Here is a 20,561-nt window from a genome sequence, read left to right on the forward strand (position 1 = left end):
CGGAGGGAGTCGGTATGACCACCCCGAACACGACAAACCAGCACGCACCGAGCCAGCACGCACTGAGCAGGGCCGGGGTTTCGACACTGACGCGAAAGTCCGTGGGAGACAGGGAGCAGACAGCTGAACGGCTTCTGCGCTCAACGGCCGATCGTGCGTACGACGGCGAGGTCGACATCGATTGGTCGGCGGACACCGTCCCCGGGGCGAAATGGGTGGCCGATCACAGGCACTCGCTCTACGGAACACGGCTATGGGACAGCTTGACCGAGGAGCAAAGACTGACGCTCGGTAAGCACGAGGCTGTGTCCGTGCTCAGTTACGGAATCATGGCCGAGCTGTTCTTGAGCATCATGCTCCTGCGTGGTGTGGTCGAGGGTGGGCGATTGACAACGGGGCACAGCCGGTACGCACTGGCCGAGGTGGCCGAGGAAACGCGTCACTCGACGATGTTCGGGCGCATCATCGACAAGACGGGATTACCTGCTGTGAAGCAACCGGCGGTGCTCGGCATCTTGTTGAACTTCGCTGGACTGCTGCCGCGGGGACCGTCGATCCGCGCGGGAACACTGCTCGTGGAGGAGGTTCTCGATCGAATGCAACGAGAGATGATGGACGACCCGCAAATCCAGCCACACCTTCGGCAGATGATGAAGATTCACGTTCTCGAGGAGGCGCGCCACATCACCTACGCGCGTGAAGAACTGGTTCGATCCATCGACGAACGGGGACCCCTGAGCAATGCCTTGCATCGTGTTCTCACTGCGATACAGGCAATCGTCGTGGTGCAGTCTCTCATCCACCCCTCGGTGTACCGCAGTGTCGGGATCTCACCCTTGCGAGGTTGGGCAACCGCGGTATCGAGCCCCCGATACCGCGATCGCGCCGTGTTCGCGTGCGAGCCGTTGATGCGTTACCTGCACGAAGTCGGAATGATCCGCGGCGTAGTCACAACGCGCCTGTACCGGCTTTCTCGTGCGCTACCTGCGGACCTCCTGGCGGAGGTCTCGGGACGCTCCTGATCGGGGAATCACCGCCCGCGCTCGCGCAGACCGCCGGCCCGAAGTACTAGCCCGGCGAGCTGCCCGTCGACAAGACCGTCCTCGTCGCAGATCGCAAGGTGCGGACCCAGGATCGTGGTGAGCCGACGCGCGCGCACCGCGCGCGCGGACGCAGCGGCTCGGGCGACTACCGGGTCCACACCTGCACTCACATAAGCCTCGTCGATGATCAACCGCCACCCGATCGAGACCACGAGTGATGCGTGCGCGGCCGAATGTGCCGTTCGCCGCGCCGAGCCGGTCCGTGAACGACCAGCAACCCCGGCATCGCCGAGTTCGGCGCGCGCGAAGCGCGTCACCCTGTCCGCGGAGCCCGCCTGAATTTCCAACAGGTATTTGCAGTGAGGTTGAACCTCGTCTCCGAAGGCCACGGCGGCGGACAGGCCGCCGAGCAACTGCGCGCTCAACAGCATCACCGACACCGCCAGAGTTCTACGTGGGAGCATCAACGAGTAGCGGGCAGGGAGGGTCGTTCGGCGACGACTCATCGCGGGTTCGACGCCGGTGGCGGCAATCACCCTGCTGTACATGGTGACGTTGCGTGCCAGGTCGTCGACTACGGTCAGGAGAAATCGGGCGCGATCGTCTGCGAGGACGCGATCTCGGGCAATCGTCTTGAACGCGATCATCGACGCAACCGAGTCCATTTGCATTGCCAGCGCGATCAATTCGACGAACTCGGCGGTGCGGAGAGTCCGCCGTTGGCCATCGGTCATCGCATCCCATACCGAGGTTCCGAACAGCGAGCAGAACTCGTCGGGCATCCATCGAAGGTCGGGGACGGGTGCACTGCCCCAATCGACGTCGAGGTCACCGTCGTACACGTCCTCGGCGGCCTCGAACAACAATCGCCTCGCCGCATCCTGCCGATCGGTGATACTGCGGCGCAAGCGAACAGCTCCACCGCCGACGACCTCCGGACGGCGAAAACCGTGGCTCGACTGGCTCATTGCTTCTCCTCGGCCGACAGGGCGGTGGGAACCTCGAACGGTGGCGTGCTCTTTCCCGTGACCCGCAATCGGTTCCATGGGTCGAGATCACCGAGCCAGGCATCTCGGGCGCTGTGAAGAGTTCGTATTCGCACGCGGATCCGCGGGGCGTCGCCCACCATCTCGATCAGAGCGGTGTTCTCCGATATCCGGCCGAACCAGCGGAACACGCCATCGATAGGTTCGCGGCGTCCTTTCAGTTCTACGTCCACCTCGATATCGCGCCCGTGAATGGTGACCACCGCTCGGCCGCGGTAGTGCGATCCGGCGTGATGGCTGCTGGGAAACATCTCGTGCGTCGACACCATCGACAACTCCTTCGCGTCGGCCCGCAACAGCGGGCGCGAACCGATGGTATGCGATACCGTGGGTTCGCAACAGTGGCGCACAGTAGACAGGGCGAACATGCACACATCCGTCCCCGGCGAGCCTGCCGGCGCTCCGCTACGACCCGACGTCCTGGAACTGACGGTGGTCGAGGTGGTGCAGGAGACCGAGGAGGCCGTGTCGATCGTGTTCGACGTGCCGGAGCGTTCCCTGGACACCTGCCGTTACCGACCAGGCCAATTCCTGACTCTGCGAGTGCCCAGCGAGCACGCGCCGGCGGCGCGGTGCTACTCACTGTCGAGTTCCCCGCACCTCGACGACCGTCTGGTGGTCACCGTGAAGCGCACAATCGGGGGCTACGCCTCGAATTGGCTGTGCAACAACGCCCGTCCCGGACTCACCCTTGCCTCCTTACCTCCTTCGGGTCGTTTCTCTCCCGGTTCGCTGGATGCGGATCTGCTGTTGATCGCGGCGGGCAGCGGAATCACCCCGCTCATGTCGATCCTCACCTCGGCCCTACTCGGCGGCTCCGCGACGGTGTACCTGTTCTTCGCGAACGCAGACCGCGGAACCGTCATTTTCGGTAGCGACCTCGACGACATGATGATCGAATTCCCGGACCGCCTGTTCGTCGACCATTGGCTCGAATCGGAGGACGGTCGTCCGACTGTCGACGCGCTGGTGCAGCGGCTCGGCGCCTATCACCGGTATGACGCGTTCGTCTGTGGGCCCGGCCCGTTCATGGACGTCGCGACTTCGGCGCTCGAACTGATCGGGACACCGCCGGGCCGCATTCATGTCGAGAGGTTTCGATCACTCTCGGGCGATCCGTTCGTCGACATCGATGCACGCTCCGACGCTGAAGCCACCGAACCCGCGGGACTGGAGATCGACCGGGGCGGCGAGAGAACAACCCTGCGTTGGCCGCGGAATCGGACATTGCTCGATGTCCTGCTGGGCCAAGGACTGAACGCACCGTACTCGTGCCGGGAGGGTGAGTGCAGCGCTTGCGCGGTCAGAGTGGTCGACGGCGAGGTCCGCATGATCCGCAACCAGACACTGGTGGATGCCGACATTCGGCTCGGACTGACGCTGGCGTGCCAAGCCCTCCCGGTTTCCGATCACGTCGGAATCGCGTTCGATCAGTGACGGTGCCGCCATTGGTATCGTCGACACCCCCGGAGTGACGAGCTTTGGGTGAACGCACAGTCTCGAATCGACAATTCAAGGAGCCGAGCAATGCCCGACGCTCGAACCGAACGCTGGGCCGAACACCGAGCGGCCGAACGCAGGCGCATCGTCGATGTTGCCAAGGATGCCATCGAGGACATCGGGCCGCAGCTGACGATGAACGAGATCGCTGCGCGGGCCTGCGTACCCAAGCCGGCGCTCTACCGATTCTTCGTCGACAAGTCCGAACTCATGCAGGCCGTGGCCGAGCGTGCGCGTGATGATGTGGTCGCCGAGCTCTTTCGACTGAGCGACACAACACCCGAAACATTGGGAGATCTTCTGGGCGCGGCCCTTTCTGGGTATGCGTCGCTGATCCAAACGTATCCCAATCTCAGCCGATACCTCTTCTTCGGCGTCGAGAATGCCGGGGCATACACGGCCGAGAACTCGCGGACGGTTGCTCATCTGATAGAGCCTCTTCTCACCGCCACCATTGCACCGGGCCAGCCCGATCACGATGTCGCGCTGCTTGCCTCCATGGTGGTCGGCGCTGTCACGGGCGCTGCCGCATGGTGGCTGGAGTCGTCGGATCCACGCATGGACACCGCCGCGTTCGTCGGAGAGATCATGCCGGTGATATCGGAGATGATCGTGTCCAGGGCGCGTCGGTCAGGATTGTCGATCGACCTCGACACACCGGTGCCGGACAGCTGGGACGCGCAGTTCCGGTCCGACGCCGTGTGATAGCGCCGATTCGGCACGCGGACTGCAGGTATGCGATACCCTCGGTTCCGGTTCGCTGATCCGGAGGGGGAGCAGTGGTTCGGTTCGACTGGATAGAGCGTATGGGCGTCCACTACGCCTACCATCAGAGTCTTCTCAATCGCGTGGTCCACTGGATATGCATCCCTATCGAACTCGGGGCCGTGCTGGGACTGCTGTCGGTTGTCGATGTGGGGCCCGTCGATGCGGGCCTCGTCGCCGTCGCGCTCATCGGCGCGCTGTACTGCACGGCGGAGCTGTTTCTCGGTCTGCTCTGGTCGGTGCAGCTCGTGGCCATCTGGTTCGTGGCCAGCACTTTGCTGGCCGACCTCGGTCTGTGGGCGATCGTCGCATCGAGCGCCGCGTTCGCCGTGACTTTCACGGTCCAGCTGGTACTCGGACATCGCATCGGCGAGAACGGCCGCGACGACACGGGCCGCAATCTGTCCTGCGCGAGCATGAGCAAGAACCCTGTACCGATCCTGCTCATCTTCTCCTATCACTTCGTCGAGGTTGCCCTCATTGCCGGATATCGGCCCACTGTTCGCGCTCGGGTCGACGATGCCACCCGCCGCGAGCTGGCTCGACTCGACGCTTCGAACGGTCACCCGAACTTCGCCTGCTGACCTTCTCGTTCAGGCTGGGGATGTCCTCAGCGCCGCAGGGATTCCACGGCCCCGCGGACGGCGTCGAGGTGGTCGGCCATTGCCCTCGCGGCGGCGTCGTAGTCGCCGGCGCGTATCTCGGCGACGATACGGTCGTGCTCGGCGTTGGATGCTCGTTGGCGTCGGGCGACGAGGTTGAGGGTTTCCGACTGACGGGTGAGCGCGCCGCGGATGTCGACGATGATGGCTTCGAAGACGCGGTTCTTGCTGGCCCGCGCGATTGCTGTGTGGAACTTTCCGTCGAGTAGTACCCAGGCGCGGTGGTCGTCCTCGATTCGCATCTGGTCGGCGAGGGATTCGAGCTCTTGGAGTTCGTCGTCGGTGCGTCGTTCGGCGGCCCAGCCGGCCGATGGGATCTCGACGTGGGGCCGGGCTTCGATGAGCTCGCGGGCGTCGTAGTTGCCGATGTCGAGGTCCGCGTTGATGCGGTCGCGGATCACGAATGTGCCTCTGCCCGTTTTTGTTTCGGTCAGGCCGAGGGCGGTGCACGAGCGTAGGGCCTCGCGGACGACGGATCGACTGACGCCGTGGCGGGTGGCCAGGGCGGCCTCGGCGGGAAGGCGTTCGCCGACTGCGATCCGACCGGAGACGATGGCGTCGCGGATGTCGGCGAAGACGGCTTCGGCGGCGCTCATTCTCGTTGCGGTCGGTTGACTGACCGCCCAGCTGTCCGACAGGTCCATGGCCTCATGGTGCCACGGGTTGACTCGCGACGGTGCATGGCTCACACTGAACCTGTCAGACAGCCGGACAGCTAGACAAACAGGAGCGCAACGTGGTCGATACCCGTGTCGAGATGGACCTTCTCGGCGAACGCGAGATCCCCAACGACGCGTACTGGGGTATTCACACCCTGCGCGCACTGGAGAACTTCCCGATCACCGGACGCCCCATCTCCACCAACGCCCACCTCGTCCGAGGTCTGGCCGCAGTCAAGTGGGCTGCAGCATCGGCGAACGAGGAACTCGGCATCCTCGACGCCACCCGCAGCGAGGCCATTCGTCGGGCATGCCAGGAGATCCTCGACGGACGCTGGCACGAACAATTCGTCGTCGACGTGGTGCAGGGCGGCGCAGGTACGTCCACCAACATGAACGCCAACGAGGTCATCGCCAACCGTGCGCTCGAGATCCTCGGCTACGAACACGGCGAGTACAGCCACCTGCACCCCAACGAGCACGTCAACGCCAGCCAGTCGACGAACGATGTCTACCCGACGGCCGTCAACATCGCGACGATCTACGCGGCGCACGAACTCATCGAATCGATGAAAATTCTGCGCGACGCCTTCCGCCGCAAGGCGAGGGAGTTCGCCACCGTCGTGAAGATGGGGCGCACGCAGCTGCAGGACGCGGTCCCGATGACGCTGGGCCAGGAGTTCGGCACCTACGCGATCATGATCGACGAGGATTGCTGCCGCCTCGACGAAGCAGCCCTGCTGGTACATGAAATCAACCTCGGCGCAACAGCTATCGGCACCGGGCTGAACGCCCCTGTCGGGTACACCGCGTCGGCGGTGGAACACCTGCGACGCAAGACCGGTCTGCCGCTCGTATCTGCCACCGACCTCATCGAGGCGACGCAGGACGTCGGGCAGTTCGTTCACCTCTCGGGTGTGCTCAAGCGTGTCGCAGTCAAGCTGTCCAAGATCTGCAACGATCTCCGGTTGCTGTCTTCCGGCCCACGCGCAGGGCTCAACGAAATCAACCTCCCAGCAGTGCAGGCCGGTTCCTCGATCATGCCGGGCAAGGTCAACCCCGTCATCCCCGAGGTACTCAACCAGGTCGCCTACGAGGTGATCGGCCACGACGTCACCATCACCATGGCGGCAGAAGCAGGGCAGCTGCAGCTCAACGCATTCGAGCCCATCATCGTCAAGTCGCTCTCGGACGGCATGGCCCACCTCGGTGCAGCCTGCCGCACCGTTGCGAGCCGGTGCGTGGACGGCATCACCGCCAACGTCGACCTACTCCGCGAGCGTGTCGAAAACTCGATCGGCCTCGTCACCGCGCTCAGCCCACACCTGGGGTATGTCGAGTCCACGGCGATAGCCAAGGAAGCACTGCTGACCGGGCGCAATGTCGTCGATCTGGTACTCGAGAAGGAGCTGCTCGGCCGCGTCGAACTCGACCGGTTGCTCAGCCCCGAGCATCTCGCCAACCTCAGGGTCGCTCCCACCGAGCATGCCGACGCCCCCGAAACCTCGACGCGGTAGCTCGACGATCCCGACAACGGCAGGGGAGATCACTTGTCCCACATCGTAATTCTGACCACAGGCGGAACCATCGCCAGTAGCCGCGACGCCCAAGGAATCAGTCGCCCAGGGAGCGGGCCGATGCCCCTGGAATTCGCCTCCGACATCGAGGTTCGGGAGGTGATGTCCAAGGACAGCTCGACATTCGATTTCGCGGACATGGACCGCATCGTCGACTCTGTGTCGAATGCGCTCGCAGACCCAGCGTGCTCGGGCGTCGTCGTCCTGCACGGCACCGACACGATGGAAGAGTCCGCTTTGCTCGTCGACCTTTTCCACGACGATCCGCGTCCCGTGGTGTTCACCGGAGCGCAGCGCACCTCTGATCACCCGGAGCCCGACGGGCCTGCGAACGTGAGCGCGGCGGTGGAAGCTGTCCGCGACGGAGGCAATCGCGGACGCGGTGTACTGGTGGCGTTCGGCGGAAGAATTCTGCAGGCCAGAGGCCTCGGCAAGGCGCACACCTCGAATCTGGATGCGTTCGTCAGTGCAGCCGAGCCTCGACGCGTCGTGCCGCGTGTGCGCATCGCCGGTGTCCGGGTCGATATCGTCGCGCTGTATCCGGGAGCGGACTCGGTGGCGATCGACGCGTACGTCACTGCGGGTGCGCAGGGAATCGTGCTCGAAGCAACAGGGTCCGGCAATACCAATGCCCAGGTCGTGGCAGCGGTGCGCGAGTGCAGTGTTCCCGTTGTCGTGACCACCCGGGTGCCGATGGGGCCGATTGGCCCCACCTATGGCGGCGGCGGAGGCGGAGCCGATCTCGTGCAGGCGGGTGCGGTGTTCTCGCCGTTGCTGAGGGCGGGCCAGGCGCGAATTGCGTTGGCGGTGCAGATCGCAGGGGGTGTCTGACGCTCCTCAACCTTTCGATTTTGACGGAATCCCGGAAGAATTCGAAGATTGTGGAGCGCCAGACACGGGTCCCTACAGTTCCGACGCGCCCCAGGTCTCCACATTGACCTCATCTCCGACCGAGAGCGTGCCTTCCTGGACAACTGAGAACTTGGCTCCGAAGGCGACACCTTTCTGTCGGGCTGTGCGGTATGTCGCCAGGATCTTCAAAGGTTCCGGCCCGTCGCGCTCACCTCGGCTCTGCTCGACGGTGGTCACCGGGCAGCAGATCGCGAGTTTGGTGTAGGCCAGCACGCTGTCGCCGACGGCGATCTCACGCACCAGATCCTCGGTGTGCGGTGACTCCCAGCCGGTGACGACGATGTTCGGCCGAAAGCGGTTCATCGGAAGTGCATGCCCCAGCCTGGAATTCAGTGCGTCCAATGTCGTGTCCGAGAGAATGTGCACCGCCGAGCTGTCTGCGAACCCTGCGGTTCCGGGCACGTGGCCGTCGGTGACGCGGTCGAACTCTGGGGGTACCGCCACCAGCCGAGAGTGCTCACCGATGAGCTTGCTCAACCACGCTGCGACGTCCTCGCCCTGATCGATCCCGCGCAGCGGTCGCCGGAACATCGTCACTCCTCGGCGTCGGAACGGAGGTCGATGTGCGCGGACACCATGCCGAACTCGGGATGCTCGAGCGTGATCTTGTCACCGTCGATGTTCGGGCGGATCAACGCCAAAACGGGGTCGCTCCGTTGGCTGCGGAAGCTCCGGTTCTCGTCGACGATCATGAAGGCACGATCGTGCTCGATTCCCCTCGAGGTCATCCGCGCCGTGCGCAGTGAACGCCCGGCGCATCCCTTGATCGGATAGCACACGAGTTCCGATACCGTCGCGCTCACAGAGGCGAGGATACTGGGACCCATGACACGTGCACTTCTGGTAGTCGATGTACAGAACGATTTCACCGAGGGCGGCGCGCTCGGGATAGAGGGCGGCGGCGAGGTCGCGCGCAAGGTCAGCGTGCTGCTGGCAAAGGAAGGCGACGAGTACGACCTCGTTGTTTCTTCACGTGACTGGCACGACGGTGACAACGACAACGGTGGCCACTTCGCCGTCGACGAGGCGCCCGACTTCGACACGACATGGCCGGTGCACTGCGTCGCCGGTACGAAGGGCGCCGAGTATCACCCGGACTACGTCACCGGCGCGGTAGACGTGCACGTCTACAAGGGGCAGGGAAAGCCGTCGTATTCGGCGTTTCAGGGCATCACCGACGAGGGGATCACTTTGCCGGAGGTGCTCCGTCGCAACGAGGTGACCGATATCGACCTCGTCGGGCTCGCGACGGACTTCTGCGTCAAGGCCTCGGGTCTCGACGCGTTGTCTCTGGGCCTGAACGTGCGGATCCTCACCGCCATGGTCGCGGGGGTGGCGGCGGAGTCCTCGGACGCGTCGCTGAGCGAGTTGCGGGCGGCCGGAGCCACGCTGATCTAGGCGTCGATCGTCGTGGTGATCGAGGTGACCGAGGGTGCGGTGGGGGTGCTGCCGATCCCGAATATCTCACCGTGGAACCGTCACCTTTCCATCACTCCGACTGTAGCCACGGGCAACGGCGGGGCGGTGCATGATGGATTTCATGGCGACTCTGCAACCCACGATCTTCGTTCTGTTCGGCGCTACCGGTGACCTCGCGAAGCGGATGGTCCTGCCGTCGTTCTATCAACTCTTCGTCGAAGGACTACTCCCGGAGAAGTGGCTGCTGATCGGCAACGGCCGACACCAGACCTCCGACGACGAGTTTCGTGATCACGTGCAGTCGTCGATCGAGGATTTCGGTTCCGATCTCGGTGACGAAAAGTGGGACGGGTTCGCAGAGCGACTCCGGTTCGCCGGAAACGGCTTCACTCCCGAGGACGCGGGTGATCTCCCCGGTGTGGTCGAGGCGGGTCGCAAGGAGATCGGCGACGCCCAGCTCGTGCACTATCTCGCGCTTCCGCCGAGCACCTTCGTCGAATACACCACAGCTCTCGGTGCGCACGGGCTCGCCGACGGTGCCCGGGTGGTGTACGAGAAGCCGTTCGGCACGTCGCAGAACGCGTTCGAGGAGCTCGACAGAGTGGTGCACGACGTGCTCGACGAGAAGCAGGTCTATCGCATCGACCACTTCCTCGGAAAGGAAGCGACACAGAACCTGCATGTGCTGCGTTTCGCGAACGGAATGATCAGCGGCATCTGGAACGCCGAGCACATCGAGCAGGTGCAGATCGATGTGCCCGAGACCCTCGACATCGACGACCGAGCCGAGTTCTACGACGCAACCGGTGCCGTGCTGGACATGCTCGTCACGCACCTTTTCCAGGTGGCCGCGGAGATAGCGATGGAAACGCCTGCCTCGCTGGGTGCCGATGATCTGCAGTCGGCGCGCGAAACGGTCATCGGGTGCTTCCGCCCCATCGATACCTCCGAGGTGGTTCTGGGCCAGTACGACGGCTACCGTGACGTGGACGGGGTGGCTGAAAACTCGATCGTCGATACCTTCGTCGCCGCCAAGCTGTGGGTCGACACCGACCGGTGGCGCGGCGTCCCTTTTCTGCTGCGCACCGGCAAGATGTTGGGCGTGGGCGCACAGCGCGTCTCGCTCGTGTTCCGCAAGCCTACGAGCAGCCCGCTCACCGATCTCCCGCATGACGGAACGGTGCTCTCGTTCGATCTGTCCGGGAACGGCGAGATCGACGTCGCGATGACGGTGAAGGAGCCTGGCCCGGCTTTCGACCTGTCGGTCGGTCACCTGTCCCTACCGCTGCGGTCCGTGCCCGACGCCGAGCCCCTGTCGCCGTATTCGAGACTGATTCTCGACGTGTTGAGCGGGGACCGTTCGCTTTTCACCAGGCCGGACGGGCTCGCGCGGGTGTGGGAGGTTGCCGCGCCGTTGCTGAACGACCCACCCGAGGTCCAGTCATACGAACCGGGATCGATGGGACCGCAGGGGGCCGACAAGCTCGCTGCCCCCTGCGGATGGTTGGTGCGCTGACCCGTGCACGGGTATCACCCACGCAGGGGCATCAGCATCCATGCTGCGAGGTAGACGAGGGCTACGGTTCCGAACGAGATGACGGCGCCGATCACGGTGAGAACGCGGACGAGGTTGACGTCGATGTCGAAGTAGTCTGCGACGCCACCGCATACACCGGCGACGATCTTCTCGGTATCGGAACGAACGAATTCTTTGGGCGAGTCTGTGAATGTCATGGAAGAGAGTGTGCTGGTCCGACACGGGTCGGCACATCGGGACAAACCCTGGTTTCTACCCTGATACGAAAAGTCGCGGCTGGCAGGTAAATCCGGTGGTAACAGTCGTATGGACTTTTTTGGTTGAATCGTGGATTGCCATGTCGCCGTGCCGATAACGTTCGGCCTGACAAATCGGCGTGACAACTGTAGTTGGAAGGGACACCCCCCATGTTTCTCGATCTCATTGGCGACATCATCACTGGAGACCTCCTCGGCGGCCTCTTCGACGGCCTCCTGGACGGCGTGCTGGACGGGCTGCTCGACTCGCTGTCCGCTGACAGCACCGGAAGCTTCGGCTCCAGCTAGAGCACGCACTCGAAGGCCCTCCCCAGCTCGGTTCACGCCGTGCCGCGGAGGGCCTTCGGCTGTGTCGGGGCATCCAGCGTTCACCGGATCGTCACCAACTGGTTCCCCCTCGGCGCTAACTTCGGTTCATGACGCACGAATCTGTTTTCCTGGGTACCTCTGTCGACCTCACGGACACGGCAGGCTTCGTCGTCGACGACAGTGACGACGATGATCCCATCCTGCTCAGGGCGTCGGATGGCCACATCGTCGACACCTGGCGCGAGGGCTACCCCTACCAGGAGCGGATGTCGCGCGAAGAGTACGAAATGCAGAAGCGCCTACTACAGATCGAACTCCTCAAGCTCCAGATGTGGACCAAGGAAACCGGTCGCCGTCACGTGGTCGTCTTCGAGGGCCGTGACGCTGCGGGTAAGGGTGGCACGATCAAAAGATTCACCGAGCACATGAATCCGCGAGGTGCACGTGTGGTTGCACTGGAGAAGCCGTCGGAGCGGGAATCGACTGAATGGTATTTTCAGCGTTATATCCAGCACCTGCCTGCCGCTGGGGAAATCGTGCTATTCGACCGCTCCTGGTACAACAGGGCGGGGGTGGAGCGGGTGATGGGGTTCTGCACCGACGAGCAGCACGCGCATTTCGTTCGACAGGCGCCCCTGTTCGAACAAATGCTTGTCGACGACGGAATCAGCCTCACCAAATTCTGGTTCTCGGTCTCGCAACTCGAGCAGAGAACCCGCTTTGCGATCCGTCAGGTCGATCCGGTGCGGCAGTGGAAGTTGTCGCCGATGGATCTGGCGTCCCTCGACAAGTGGGACGCCTACACCGCCGCCAAAGAAGAGAACTTTCGGGCCACCGATACCGAGGTAGCGCCGTGGACGATCGTCAAGAGCAACGACAAGAAGCGCGCCCGCATCAACGCGATGCGCTTTGTACTCAACAAATTCGATTACACCAACAAGGACCCCGAAATTGTGGGAGAAACCGACCCGTTGCTCGTGGGGCGGGCAATTGACGTGATCGGCGAGTAGTATCTCTTGATTGTCCGGCAATTGAACTGTTATTCCGAATTTTTCCCACACAATGTTTAACCTGCTATTCAACGGGCCGCACGTCATCTCGGTGACTCATGAGGTATGAACGAACGTGGGCCGTGTTCCGATCGGCTCACTTCCACAACTGAGGAGATTTCATGGGTTCTGCAGCCGAGTTGTTCAGTGACATCGTTTCCGGCGTTCTAGACGGCCTCGTCGACGCGATCGTCGACCAGATCGTCGGTGCATTCACCTCCGGCAGCGCTTCCTGATCCGACGATTCACCCGCGGCGTCGGGGGCCGCGGTGAATCGCTTGTTTTCTGAGGCACAAAGCAAGTTTCTTGTTTATTTGTTCGATAGGAGCAATCGGTCTTTTATTGGGCTAACTATAGCCAGGGCGTATTTCGGTTTGATATCAATGAAGCGGCAGTGATTGATCCACTCTTTTCACTGCAATTGCCAGTGGCAATCGACCGCAATCTCACAAGGAGTTACGCCCATGTTTTCTTCCAGTGAACTCGACACCAATATCCTCGCCCTCCTCGCGATGCTCTTTTCGGGAAGCGCGGACGCCCCGGAGGTATAAATACCACGTTGTCGACACCGGCCGCATCCGAACTTTTCGGTTGCGGCCGGTGCCGTCCGGGGAGGCGGCGGTGGGCCTGGTGCCCGGCGCCGCAGCAAACGTCCTAGTCTTTGCCTGGTGCAGACCGTTCCCATTCAGATGCCCGACGGGACCACCGTTCCGGTCTCGCTCTTCGAATCGGCGGAGCCGAGGTCGGACATTCCGGTGATCGTCGTGTTCCCCGGGCTAGGCATCCCCGCCGGCTACTACCAGTTGTTGGCGAAATCCCTCAATGAGCGCGGCTTCCACATCGCGATTGCCGAACTCCGCGGCCAGGGCGACAGCAGGCCCCGCCCCAGCAGTTCCAGCGCTTACGGCTACCAGGAACTGGTCTCGGTCGATTTTCCCGCAGTCTTCGAGGTGGTTCGCGAGAATTTTCCCGACGCGACGCCATACGCACTGGGTCACAGCATGGGCGGCCAGCTGGCCTCGCTCTATGCTTCGCGGATTCGTGGACGCCTGGGCGGACTGATTCTGGTGGCGTCCGGTTCGCCGTACCATCGTGGTTTCGGTGTCGCACGTGGCGCATCCCTGTTCGTCGGTGCGGCTGCGATGTCGTTGACCAGCAGCATCGCAGGATTCTGGCCCGGCGATCGCATCGATATCGGCGGTTTCGGACGGCAATCCAAGGTACTTATCGACGACTGGTCCCGGTTCGCTCGCTCGGGCAAGATCGAGCCGGTCGGTGCAGACATGGACTACGAGGAGCGCATCGCCAGACTGAAGCTACCGATACTGGCCATCACCCTCGCCGGCGACGATCTCGCGCCGAAGGCATCGATGCAGAATCTGCTGAAGAAGTTTCCCCGCGCCGACATCACCACCCGACATCTCGACGAGCCCCGAGGCCACAACGACTGGGTGCGGATGCCGAAAGCGGTCGTCGACGAGATCGAGACCTGGTTCAAACGCTAGCCGAGCTTCTGCCGAAGAAACTGGAAGGCCAGCGCTGACTTGAAGGCCAGCTGCGCATTGTCGGCCGCCCCGCCGTGCCCTCCCTCGATGTTCTCGAAGTAGCGGACGTCCTGACCGACTTCCTCGAGCCGCGCTGCCATCTTGCGTGCGTGGCCGGGATGGACTCGATCGTCCCGAGTGGAGGTCGTGATCAGGATCGGCGGATACCTCCGCTCCTCAGGGCCCACGATGTTCTGGTACGGCGAGTACTTCGCGATGAACTCCCATTCGTTCGGGTCGTCGGGGTCGCCGTACTCCGCCACCCACGAAGCTCCAGCCAGCAGCAGGTGATAGCGCCTCATGTCCAGCAACGGCACCTGGCAGACGAGCGCACCGAACAGTTCGGGGTACTTGGTGGCCATGATTCCCATGAGCAGGCCGCCGTTGCTGCCACCCTGAGCGCCCAACTGCTCGGCGGTGGTGATCCCGCGAGCGACGAGGTCACGAGCCACAGCCGCGAAATCCTCGTGCACCCTGTGCCGTCCGGCTCGGAGTACCTGTGTGTGCCACTCCGGCCCGTATTCTCCGCCGCCGCGGATGTTCGCGACGACGTAGGTTCCGCCGCGCTCGAGCCACGCGAGCCCGGTCGCCCCGCTGTACGACGGGGTCAGTGAGATCTCGAAGCCGCCGTAGCCGTACATCAGGGTGGGGCCGGGAGTGGAGTTCTCCTGGCTCACGACGAAGTAGGGGATCGCCGTGCCGTCGTCCGACGTAGCGAAATGCTGTGTGACGGTGAGCCCGTCGGTGTCGAAGAATGCGGGGGCCTGCTTGAGTGCCTCGACCTCGCCACCGACCGTGCCGAACAGGAGGGTCGCCGGAGTCAGGTAGCCGCTGGAGGAGAGGAAGTACTCGTCGCCGTTTTCCTCCGAGTCCGTTCCGACGATTTCGATGGAGGTGAGTTCGGGCAGGCCGGTGAGAGGCTGGTCGCTCCAGGCATCGGAACTCGGTGTGAGAACTCGGAGTTCGGTCTTGACATCGACGAGTGTGACGACGAGTAAGTGGTTCTCGGTCCACGCGAACTGATGTAGCGAGCGGTGTGCGTCGGGCTCGAACAACACCGTGATCTCCCGCTCACCTGCCATGAAACGATCGAAGTCGGTGGCGAGGAGCGCTCCTGCCGGATAGGTCTTCTCGCCGACGGCCCACTCCGTCATCGTCCGGACGAGCAGCCACTGCCGGTTGACCGATGTGGTCGCGTCGGTCGGGGTCTCGACCAGGGTGAGTGCGTCGCCGTCGAGGAAATACAACTCGGCGTTGTAGAAGTCGGTGGCGCGCTGGACGAAGTCGCGTTCGAACCCGGGGGTGCGGTCGTGCCACGCGGAGATCGAGATATCGCCGGTCTCCCCCTCGTAGACCACCGCCGCCTCCGACAGTGGGGTGCCGCGCTGCCACCGTTTGGCGATACGTGGGTAGCCGGAATCGGTGAGTGACCCTTCGCCGAAATCCGTTCCGATGTAGACGGCGTCCGGGCCTGCGTAACCGATGTCGGTCTTGGCCTCGGGGACGTGGAAGCCGCCGTCGGCAGGGGCGCGGAAGGTGCGCTTGGTGAGATCGAACTCGCGCACCACGGTGGCGTCGGCGCCGCCGCGGGAGAGCGTGACCAACGCAGTCTCCTGAGCCGGCCGCAATACCTGAGCGCCGCTCCACACCCAGTTCTCGCCCTCGGCCGCGGCGATCACGTCGAGGTCGAGGAGTACATCCCACTCCGGCGAGTCCTTGCGGTACTCGTCCATCGTGGTGCGGCGCCACAGGCCGCGAACGTGTGAGGCGTCGCGCCAGAAGTTGTAGAGATACTCACCGCGCCGACGGGCGTAGGGGATACGCGCGTCGGTGTCGAGTACCTCCCGGATGCGGGATTCGATGTCGTCGAACTCGTCGCCAGCCAGTTCCGCAGTGGTAGCAGCATTGCGGGTGCGGACCCAGTCGAGGGCACGGTCGTCGGTGACCTCTTCGAGCCACAGGTACGGATCGCCGGTATTACTCATGCACTATTTCTACCCTCGCGGGTACTGTGCCGAGATGACCGGATAGAGGGGGCGGGAAGTGAAGTTGTGGGAACAGCATTGCTGCCTGCCGTTGTTGCCGTCGGCGAACATCTCGGAGCTGGCTCGCTACCCGTCGGGTAGTCACGTGTCTGTCAATGTGGGCTACTCGCCGCATTCCAATGCGGAGGCCACCGCCATGTGTGCGGATTTCCGCCGAAAGGCGATTGCCGACGGGCGATTCAGGATGGTCGACGACAATCCGAACGACAATCCGAACGACGACTCGATCACGCTCGCTTTCGACCTGGAGGACTCGGGGCCGGTCGAGGGTGATCTGGCGAACGTCGAGTACTTCCACGGCTTGGGCGTGAGGTCGATGCTGCCCACCTACAACTTCGCGAACGCAGCCGGGTGCGGGTGCCTCGACACCGACGACACCGGGCTGACGGCCTATGGACGAGACCTCGTCGCGGAGATGAACCGCGTGGGAATGCTCGTCGACGGTTCGCACTGCTCGGTCCGTACGGGCCTCGATCTTGCATCGACGACGAAGGCGCCGATGATCTTCAGCCACTCCAACTTCGCTGCGCTATGGCAGCATCCGCGCAACATCACCGATGAGCAGGCTCGTGAATGCGCGCGCACGGGCGGCGTCGTAGGCGTCAACGGTGTGGGAATCTTTCTCGGTGTCAACGGCGCGACGGACGCCGACGCGCGGGTGCGGGCCATGGCCGACCACATCGAATACGGGGTCGAGTTGCTCGGAATCGAACATGTCGGTATCGGCTCGGACTATTCGTTCGATCATGAGGATTTCAACGCCGAACTCGCCGCGCACCCGGAGGCATTTTCGGAGGAATACACACGCTATGGCCCGCTGCAGTGGGTGCCGCCGGAAGATGTCGCTACGTTGCCGTCCGTGCTGTCCGATCGAGGGTTCGACGGCGATGCGATCGCGGCGATTCACGGCGGCAACTTTCGGCGGGTGAACCGGATCGCGGAGGCTACCGGCGGGTAAGACGGACCATCGCGAGACAGTGTCCGGGCACGCGACTACCCTGGGTCAACGTGACCTCACACTATGACGTCGTTGTCCTCGGAGCCGGTCCCGGTGGTTATGTCGCTGCTATCCGCGCGGCACAACTCGGGCTGAGCACCGCCATCATCGAGAAGAAGTATTGGGGTGGTGTGTGCCTGAACGTCGGCTGCATTCCCTCGAAGGCTCTCCTCCGCAATGCCGAGCTGGCGCACCTGTTCACCAAAGAGGCGAAGCTCTTCGGCATCTCGGGTGAGGCGTCCTTCGACTTCGGCGCAGCGTTCGATCGCAGCCGCAAGGTTGCCGACGGCCGCGTCAAGGGCATTCACTTCTTGATGAAGAAGAACAAGATCCCCGAGTACGACGGGACGGGCACGTTCACCGACGCCAACACCATCGAGGTCGAGCTCAGCAAGGGCGGCACCGAGACGCTCACCTTCGACAACGCGATCATCTCGACGGGTAGCACCACCAAGCTGCTTCCGGGCACCGAGCTGAGCAAGAACGTCGTCACCTACGAAGAGCAGATCATGACCCGGGAGCTACCCGGATCGATCCTCATCGTCGGTGCAGGCGCAATCGGCATGGAGTTCGGCTATGTCCTGAAGAACTACGGTGTCGACGTCACCATTGTCGAGTTCCTCGACCGCGCGCTTCCCAACGAGGACGCGGACATCTCGAAGGAAATCGAGAAGCAGTACAAGAAGCTCGGCGTCAAGGTCATGACCGGCGCCGCCGTACAGAGCATCGACGACGACGGCTCCAAGGTCACCGTCGCGATCAAGAACAACAAGTCGGGCGAGACCGAGACGGTCACCGTCGACAAGGTCATGCAGTCCGTCGGCTTCGCACCGCGTGTCGAAGGCTTCGGCCTCGAGACGACGGGCGTCGAGCTCACCGACCGCGGCGCCATCGGCATCACCAACACGATGCAGACCAACGTCCCGCACATCTACGCCGTCGGTGACGTTACGGCCAAGCTGCAGCTCGCGCACGTCGCCGAAGCAATGGGCGTCGTCGCCGCGGAGACCATCGCCGGTGCCGAGACCATGCCGATCGACGATTACCGCATGATGCCTCGTGCGACGTTCTGCCAGCCGCAGGTTGCGAGCTTCGGTCTGACCGAGCAGCAAGCCAAGGACGAGGGCCGCGATATCAAGGTGGCAACCTTCCCGTTCGCGGCCAACGGAAAGGCGCACGGTCTCGGCGACGCCACCGGGTTCGTCAAGCTGATCGCGGACGCCAAGTACGGCGAGCTCATCGGTGGCCATCTCATCGGACCCGATGTGTCGGAGCTGTTGCCCGAGCTCACCCTCGCGCAGAAGTGGGATCTCACCGTCAACGAGTTGGCCCGCAACGTGCACACGCACCCGACGCTGTCGGAGGCCTTGCAGGAAGCCATCCACGGCCTCGCAGGGCACATGATCAACTTCTGACGATCCTGCACCCGTTTCGGCGGCGGTGACCACCTCGGTGGTTGCCGCCGCTTTTTTTCGCTATCGACATCGAACTGGTGTTCGAGTTTTTGTCGGTGGGTCGGTTAGTGTTGACTGCATGCTTTCGGGGGATGGCGTTGCAGGAGTGACCGAGACGGCTGATGCAGTCTCGGGGCATGCGGCTGGGCTGACGATCGAGTCCGCGTTTCTGGAGCGGGTTGTGGCCGCGCTCGAGGAACAGGTGGAGGTGCTGGGGCGTATCCAGACGGTGGGCGCGTCGAATGCAGACCGGCGGGCGCTGTTGGTGCGGTGCGAGGCGGTGAGCCGGTCGCTGTTCGGTCTCTCGCATACCTGGATTGCAGATCTGTTGGCGCAGAACGGGTTGGAGGTGATCGAGGGACCGGCGAAGCAGTCGCTGGCCACGTTGCTGAATCTGTCGCCGACGCGGGCTGGTCAACGGTTGCGGCTATCGGAGCAATTCGGCGAACGTACCGCGGTGGCCGGTGAGCGCCTGGATCCGGTGTTGCCGCGGACTGCCGCCGCCGCTGACGACGGAGTCCTCGACGAGGAGCATCATCACCACATCGACGAGTGGGCCGACGGTGGTGGCACCGATATCGAAGCGTTGACCTTCGGGTGCGATGTGCATCATCGGTTGATCGGGCCGCGGGAGCGCGATTGGGCGACGACCAAGGCGGGTTCGGGTCATCGGTACGCGGGGCGCACTCTCTGGCATCCCCCGGTCACGCTCGATCCCGCTCGCCGCGGACGGGTCAACCATTTTCACCACCCGAACGAGTACATCTATCCGGCGGAAAACGGGCCAAATCCGACATCTGAAAAGGGACCTTGACCTGCGGAAACCGATGATCCCAACAGTGGATCGGATATCTGTGAGGATTCATAAGCCCTGATCGGGCGCGAACGTACAAATCGGTTCGTTCGAGCTGATAGCTTCCCCTACGCCGCACGAGGGGCGCGGCAGAAGGGGATGGTTGTGGCAGGCATGTCGATGCGGACCTCGGTCCCGGCGCGTATCAGCGGTGGTGTTCTCGGTGGTCTGCGTGTGTTCGGGCAGACGCTCGAACTCGGTGCGGCGGCGTTCCTGCATCTGTTCCGCGACATCGTGGCACTGCGGCACCCGTGGCGAGACACCGTCGATCAGGCGTGGTTCGTGGTCACCGTTACCGTCGTTCCCGCGGTACTCGTCTCCATTCCGTTCGGCGTCATCGTCTCTGTCCAGGTCGGCAGTCTCACCAACCAGATCGGCGCCACCTCCATCGCAGGCGCAGCCGGCGGTTTGGGCGTGATCCGCCAGGGCGCACCGATCGTCTCCGCACTTCTGCTGGGCGGTGCCGCCGGAGCAGCGATCGCGGCCGATCTCGGCGCGCGCACCATCCGCGACGAAATCGACGCCCTGCGCACGATGGGTATCGATCCGGTTCGTCGGCTCGTCGTACCGCGGTTGGCTGCGATCCTCATCGTCGCCCCCTTCCTGTGCATCCTCGTCATCTTCATGGGCCTGGCCTCGGGATATGCGATCAACGTCGCGTTCCAGGCGGGCACACCTGGCAGCTACATCAGTTCGTTCGCATCGTTCGCCTCGGTCGGTGACCTCGTCGTCGCGCTGGTCAAGACCCAGATATTCGGCGTCATCGTCGTCATCATCGCCTGCCACCGGGGGCTTGGCGCGACGCACGGCCCGCGCGGGGTGGCCAATGCCGTCAACGCGGCAGTCGTACTCGGCGTCGTCGCGGCGTTCACGGTCAACGTCGTCATCACGCAACTGGTCGCGATGTTCATGCCCCAGAAGCTGGGCTGACCG

Annotated in this window: 22 protein-coding genes; 15 read left to right on the forward strand and 7 right to left on the reverse strand. The window is 63.4% G+C overall.

Features of this window, described 5'->3' with window-relative positions; translation table 11 throughout:
* The first annotated feature begins 14 nt into the window (after positions 1-14).
* A complete protein-coding gene (locus tag KVY23_RS02155; RefSeq protein WP_230555127.1) occupies positions 15-1,022 on the forward strand; it encodes a diiron oxygenase in 1,008 nt (335 codons plus the stop codon).
* Between the two features lie 8 nt (positions 1,023-1,030).
* Here KVY23_RS02155 and KVY23_RS02160 read toward each other — a convergent pair whose 3' ends face one another.
* Positions 1,031-2,011, reverse strand: a complete 981-nt coding sequence (locus tag KVY23_RS02160; RefSeq protein ID WP_230555128.1) for a diiron oxygenase — start codon at positions 2,009-2,011, stop codon at positions 1,031-1,033.
* Positions 2,008-2,358, reverse strand: coding sequence for a DUF4873 domain-containing protein (locus KVY23_RS02165; protein WP_230555129.1), 351 nt, complete (start codon positions 2,356-2,358; stop codon positions 2,008-2,010). The genes KVY23_RS02160 and KVY23_RS02165 overlap by 4 nt, the downstream gene beginning before the upstream one ends.
* A gap of 97 nt (positions 2,359-2,455) precedes the next feature.
* Here KVY23_RS02165 and KVY23_RS02170 point away from each other — a divergent pair, with 97 nt between their 5' ends.
* From KVY23_RS02170 to KVY23_RS02180, 3 genes are all read left to right on the forward strand, one after another.
* Positions 2,456-3,526, forward strand: a complete 1,071-nt coding sequence (locus tag KVY23_RS02170) for a ferredoxin--NADP reductase (protein ID WP_230555130.1) — start codon at positions 2,456-2,458, stop codon at positions 3,524-3,526.
* Positions 3,527-3,616: 90 nt separating this feature from the next.
* On the forward strand, positions 3,617-4,294 hold the full coding sequence (locus tag KVY23_RS02175; RefSeq protein ID WP_075838314.1) for a TetR/AcrR family transcriptional regulator: 678 nt from the start codon (positions 3,617-3,619) through the stop codon (positions 4,292-4,294).
* A 74-nt stretch (positions 4,295-4,368) separates the two neighbouring features.
* Positions 4,369-4,938, forward strand: a complete 570-nt coding sequence (locus KVY23_RS02180) for a hypothetical protein (protein WP_230555131.1) — start codon at positions 4,369-4,371, stop codon at positions 4,936-4,938.
* Between the two features lie 26 nt (positions 4,939-4,964).
* Here KVY23_RS02180 and KVY23_RS02185 read toward each other — a convergent pair whose 3' ends face one another.
* Positions 4,965-5,660, reverse strand: coding sequence for a FadR/GntR family transcriptional regulator (locus KVY23_RS02185; RefSeq protein ID WP_230555132.1), 696 nt, complete (start codon positions 5,658-5,660; stop codon positions 4,965-4,967).
* Between the two features lie 92 nt (positions 5,661-5,752).
* Here KVY23_RS02185 and aspA point away from each other — a divergent pair, with 92 nt between their 5' ends.
* Both aspA and KVY23_RS02195 read left to right on the forward strand, forming a co-directional pair.
* Positions 5,753-7,192 carry an aspartate ammonia-lyase gene (gene aspA, locus KVY23_RS02190; protein ID WP_230555133.1) on the forward strand — a complete coding sequence of 480 codons (1,440 nt, stop codon included), beginning with the start codon at positions 5,753-5,755 and terminating at the stop codon, positions 7,190-7,192.
* A gap of 33 nt (positions 7,193-7,225) precedes the next feature.
* Positions 7,226-8,083 carry an asparaginase gene (locus KVY23_RS02195; RefSeq protein ID WP_230555134.1) on the forward strand — a complete coding sequence of 286 codons (858 nt, stop codon included), beginning with the start codon at positions 7,226-7,228 and terminating at the stop codon, positions 8,081-8,083.
* 72 nt (positions 8,084-8,155) lie between these two features.
* On the opposite strand, the gene KVY23_RS02200 is transcribed toward KVY23_RS02195, so the two are convergent.
* Positions 8,156-8,695 (reverse strand): MOSC domain-containing protein, encoded by a 540-nt coding sequence (locus tag KVY23_RS02200; RefSeq protein ID WP_230555135.1) that lies wholly within the window; start codon positions 8,693-8,695, stop codon positions 8,156-8,158.
* A gap of 2 nt (positions 8,696-8,697) precedes the next feature.
* A complete protein-coding gene (locus tag KVY23_RS02205; protein WP_230555136.1) occupies positions 8,698-8,967 on the reverse strand; it encodes an MOSC N-terminal beta barrel domain-containing protein in 270 nt (89 codons plus the stop codon).
* 22 nt (positions 8,968-8,989) lie between these two features.
* On the opposite strand from KVY23_RS02205, the gene KVY23_RS02210 reads away from it, so the two are divergent.
* Together KVY23_RS02210 and KVY23_RS02215 are read left to right on the forward strand one after the other, a co-directional pair.
* On the forward strand, positions 8,990-9,562 hold the full coding sequence (locus KVY23_RS02210; RefSeq protein ID WP_230555137.1) for an isochorismatase family protein: 573 nt from the start codon (positions 8,990-8,992) through the stop codon (positions 9,560-9,562).
* Between the two features lie 142 nt (positions 9,563-9,704).
* Complete coding sequence (locus KVY23_RS02215; RefSeq protein WP_374108682.1) at positions 9,705-11,099, forward strand: glucose-6-phosphate dehydrogenase (NADP(+)); 1,395 nt, start codon at positions 9,705-9,707, stop codon at positions 11,097-11,099.
* A gap of 14 nt (positions 11,100-11,113) precedes the next feature.
* Here the strand turns inward: KVY23_RS02215 and KVY23_RS02220 are convergent, their stop codons facing one another.
* Positions 11,114-11,317 (reverse strand): PspC domain-containing protein, encoded by a 204-nt coding sequence (locus tag KVY23_RS02220; RefSeq protein ID WP_075839150.1) that lies wholly within the window; start codon positions 11,315-11,317, stop codon positions 11,114-11,116.
* Positions 11,318-11,527: 210 nt separating this feature from the next.
* Between KVY23_RS02220 and KVY23_RS02225 the strand changes: the two genes are divergently transcribed.
* From KVY23_RS02225 to KVY23_RS02235, 3 genes are all read left to right on the forward strand, one after another.
* A complete protein-coding gene (locus KVY23_RS02225; protein WP_230555139.1) occupies positions 11,528-11,665 on the forward strand; it encodes a hypothetical protein in 138 nt (45 codons plus the stop codon).
* Positions 11,666-11,793: 128 nt separating this feature from the next.
* Positions 11,794-12,696, forward strand: a complete 903-nt coding sequence (gene ppk2, locus KVY23_RS02230; RefSeq protein WP_230555140.1) for a polyphosphate kinase 2 — start codon at positions 11,794-11,796, stop codon at positions 12,694-12,696.
* 707 nt (positions 12,697-13,403) lie between these two features.
* The gene (locus KVY23_RS02235) at positions 13,404-14,240 is read left to right on the forward strand and encodes an alpha/beta fold hydrolase (protein ID WP_230555141.1); all 837 of its coding nucleotides are present in this window, start codon (positions 13,404-13,406) and stop codon (positions 14,238-14,240) included.
* Here the strand turns inward: KVY23_RS02235 and KVY23_RS02240 are convergent.
* Positions 14,237-16,264: a prolyl oligopeptidase family protein gene (locus KVY23_RS02240; protein ID WP_230555142.1), complete on the reverse strand. Its 2,028-nt coding sequence runs from the start codon at positions 16,262-16,264 to the stop codon at positions 14,237-14,239. The genes KVY23_RS02235 and KVY23_RS02240 overlap by 4 nt on opposite strands.
* Before the next feature lie 58 nt (positions 16,265-16,322).
* On the opposite strand from KVY23_RS02240, the gene KVY23_RS02245 reads away from it, so the two are divergent.
* From KVY23_RS02245 to KVY23_RS02260, 4 genes are all read left to right on the forward strand, one after another.
* A complete protein-coding gene (locus KVY23_RS02245; RefSeq protein ID WP_230555143.1) occupies positions 16,323-17,282 on the forward strand; it encodes a dipeptidase in 960 nt (319 codons plus the stop codon).
* A gap of 50 nt (positions 17,283-17,332) precedes the next feature.
* Complete coding sequence (lpdA, locus tag KVY23_RS02250) at positions 17,333-18,736, forward strand: dihydrolipoyl dehydrogenase (RefSeq protein WP_206509270.1); 1,404 nt, start codon at positions 17,333-17,335, stop codon at positions 18,734-18,736.
* A gap of 118 nt (positions 18,737-18,854) precedes the next feature.
* A complete protein-coding gene (locus KVY23_RS02255; protein WP_230555144.1) occupies positions 18,855-19,589 on the forward strand; it encodes an HNH endonuclease signature motif containing protein in 735 nt (244 codons plus the stop codon).
* Between the two features lie 153 nt (positions 19,590-19,742).
* Positions 19,743-20,558 carry an ABC transporter permease gene (locus tag KVY23_RS02260; RefSeq protein WP_206509959.1) on the forward strand — a complete coding sequence of 272 codons (816 nt, stop codon included), beginning with the start codon at positions 19,743-19,745 and terminating at the stop codon, positions 20,556-20,558.
* The last annotated feature ends 3 nt before the right edge of the window (positions 20,559-20,561 follow it).

This window comes from Rhodococcus sp. I2R (genome assembly GCF_020889545.1).
GTDB lineage: Bacteria > Actinomycetota > Actinomycetes > Mycobacteriales > Mycobacteriaceae > Rhodococcoides.

Excerpts from the sequence above, each read along its gene's own strand:
- KVY23_RS02155 (WP_230555127.1), top strand. The coding sequence starts at position 15 with ATGACCACCCCGAACACGACAAACCAGCACGCACCGAGCCAGCACGCA.
- KVY23_RS02160 (WP_230555128.1), bottom strand. The coding sequence starts at position 2,011 with ATGAGCCAGTCGAGCCACGGTTTTCGCCGTCCGGAGGTCGTCGGCGGT.
- KVY23_RS02165 (WP_230555129.1), bottom strand. The coding sequence starts at position 2,358 with ATGGTGTCGACGCACGAGATGTTTCCCAGCAGCCATCACGCCGGATCG.
- KVY23_RS02170 (WP_230555130.1), top strand. The coding sequence starts at position 2,456 with ATGCACACATCCGTCCCCGGCGAGCCTGCCGGCGCTCCGCTACGACCC.
- KVY23_RS02175 (WP_075838314.1), top strand. The coding sequence starts at position 3,617 with ATGCCCGACGCTCGAACCGAACGCTGGGCCGAACACCGAGCGGCCGAA.
- KVY23_RS02185 (WP_230555132.1), bottom strand. The coding sequence starts at position 5,660 with ATGGACCTGTCGGACAGCTGGGCGGTCAGTCAACCGACCGCAACGAGA.
- KVY23_RS02200 (WP_230555135.1), bottom strand. The coding sequence starts at position 8,695 with ATGTTCCGGCGACCGCTGCGCGGGATCGATCAGGGCGAGGACGTCGCA.
- KVY23_RS02210 (WP_230555137.1), top strand. The coding sequence starts at position 8,990 with ATGACACGTGCACTTCTGGTAGTCGATGTACAGAACGATTTCACCGAG.
- KVY23_RS02215 (WP_374108682.1), top strand. The coding sequence starts at position 9,705 with ATGGCGACTCTGCAACCCACGATCTTCGTTCTGTTCGGCGCTACCGGT.
- KVY23_RS02220 (WP_075839150.1), bottom strand. The coding sequence starts at position 11,317 with ATGACATTCACAGACTCGCCCAAAGAATTCGTTCGTTCCGATACCGAG.
- KVY23_RS02225 (WP_230555139.1), top strand. The coding sequence starts at position 11,528 with ATGTTTCTCGATCTCATTGGCGACATCATCACTGGAGACCTCCTCGGC.
- ppk2 (WP_230555140.1), top strand. The coding sequence starts at position 11,794 with ATGACGCACGAATCTGTTTTCCTGGGTACCTCTGTCGACCTCACGGAC.
- KVY23_RS02240 (WP_230555142.1), bottom strand. The coding sequence starts at position 16,264 with ATGAGTAATACCGGCGATCCGTACCTGTGGCTCGAAGAGGTCACCGAC.
- KVY23_RS02255 (WP_230555144.1), top strand. The coding sequence starts at position 18,855 with ATGCTTTCGGGGGATGGCGTTGCAGGAGTGACCGAGACGGCTGATGCA.
- KVY23_RS02260 (WP_206509959.1), top strand. The coding sequence starts at position 19,743 with ATGTCGATGCGGACCTCGGTCCCGGCGCGTATCAGCGGTGGTGTTCTC.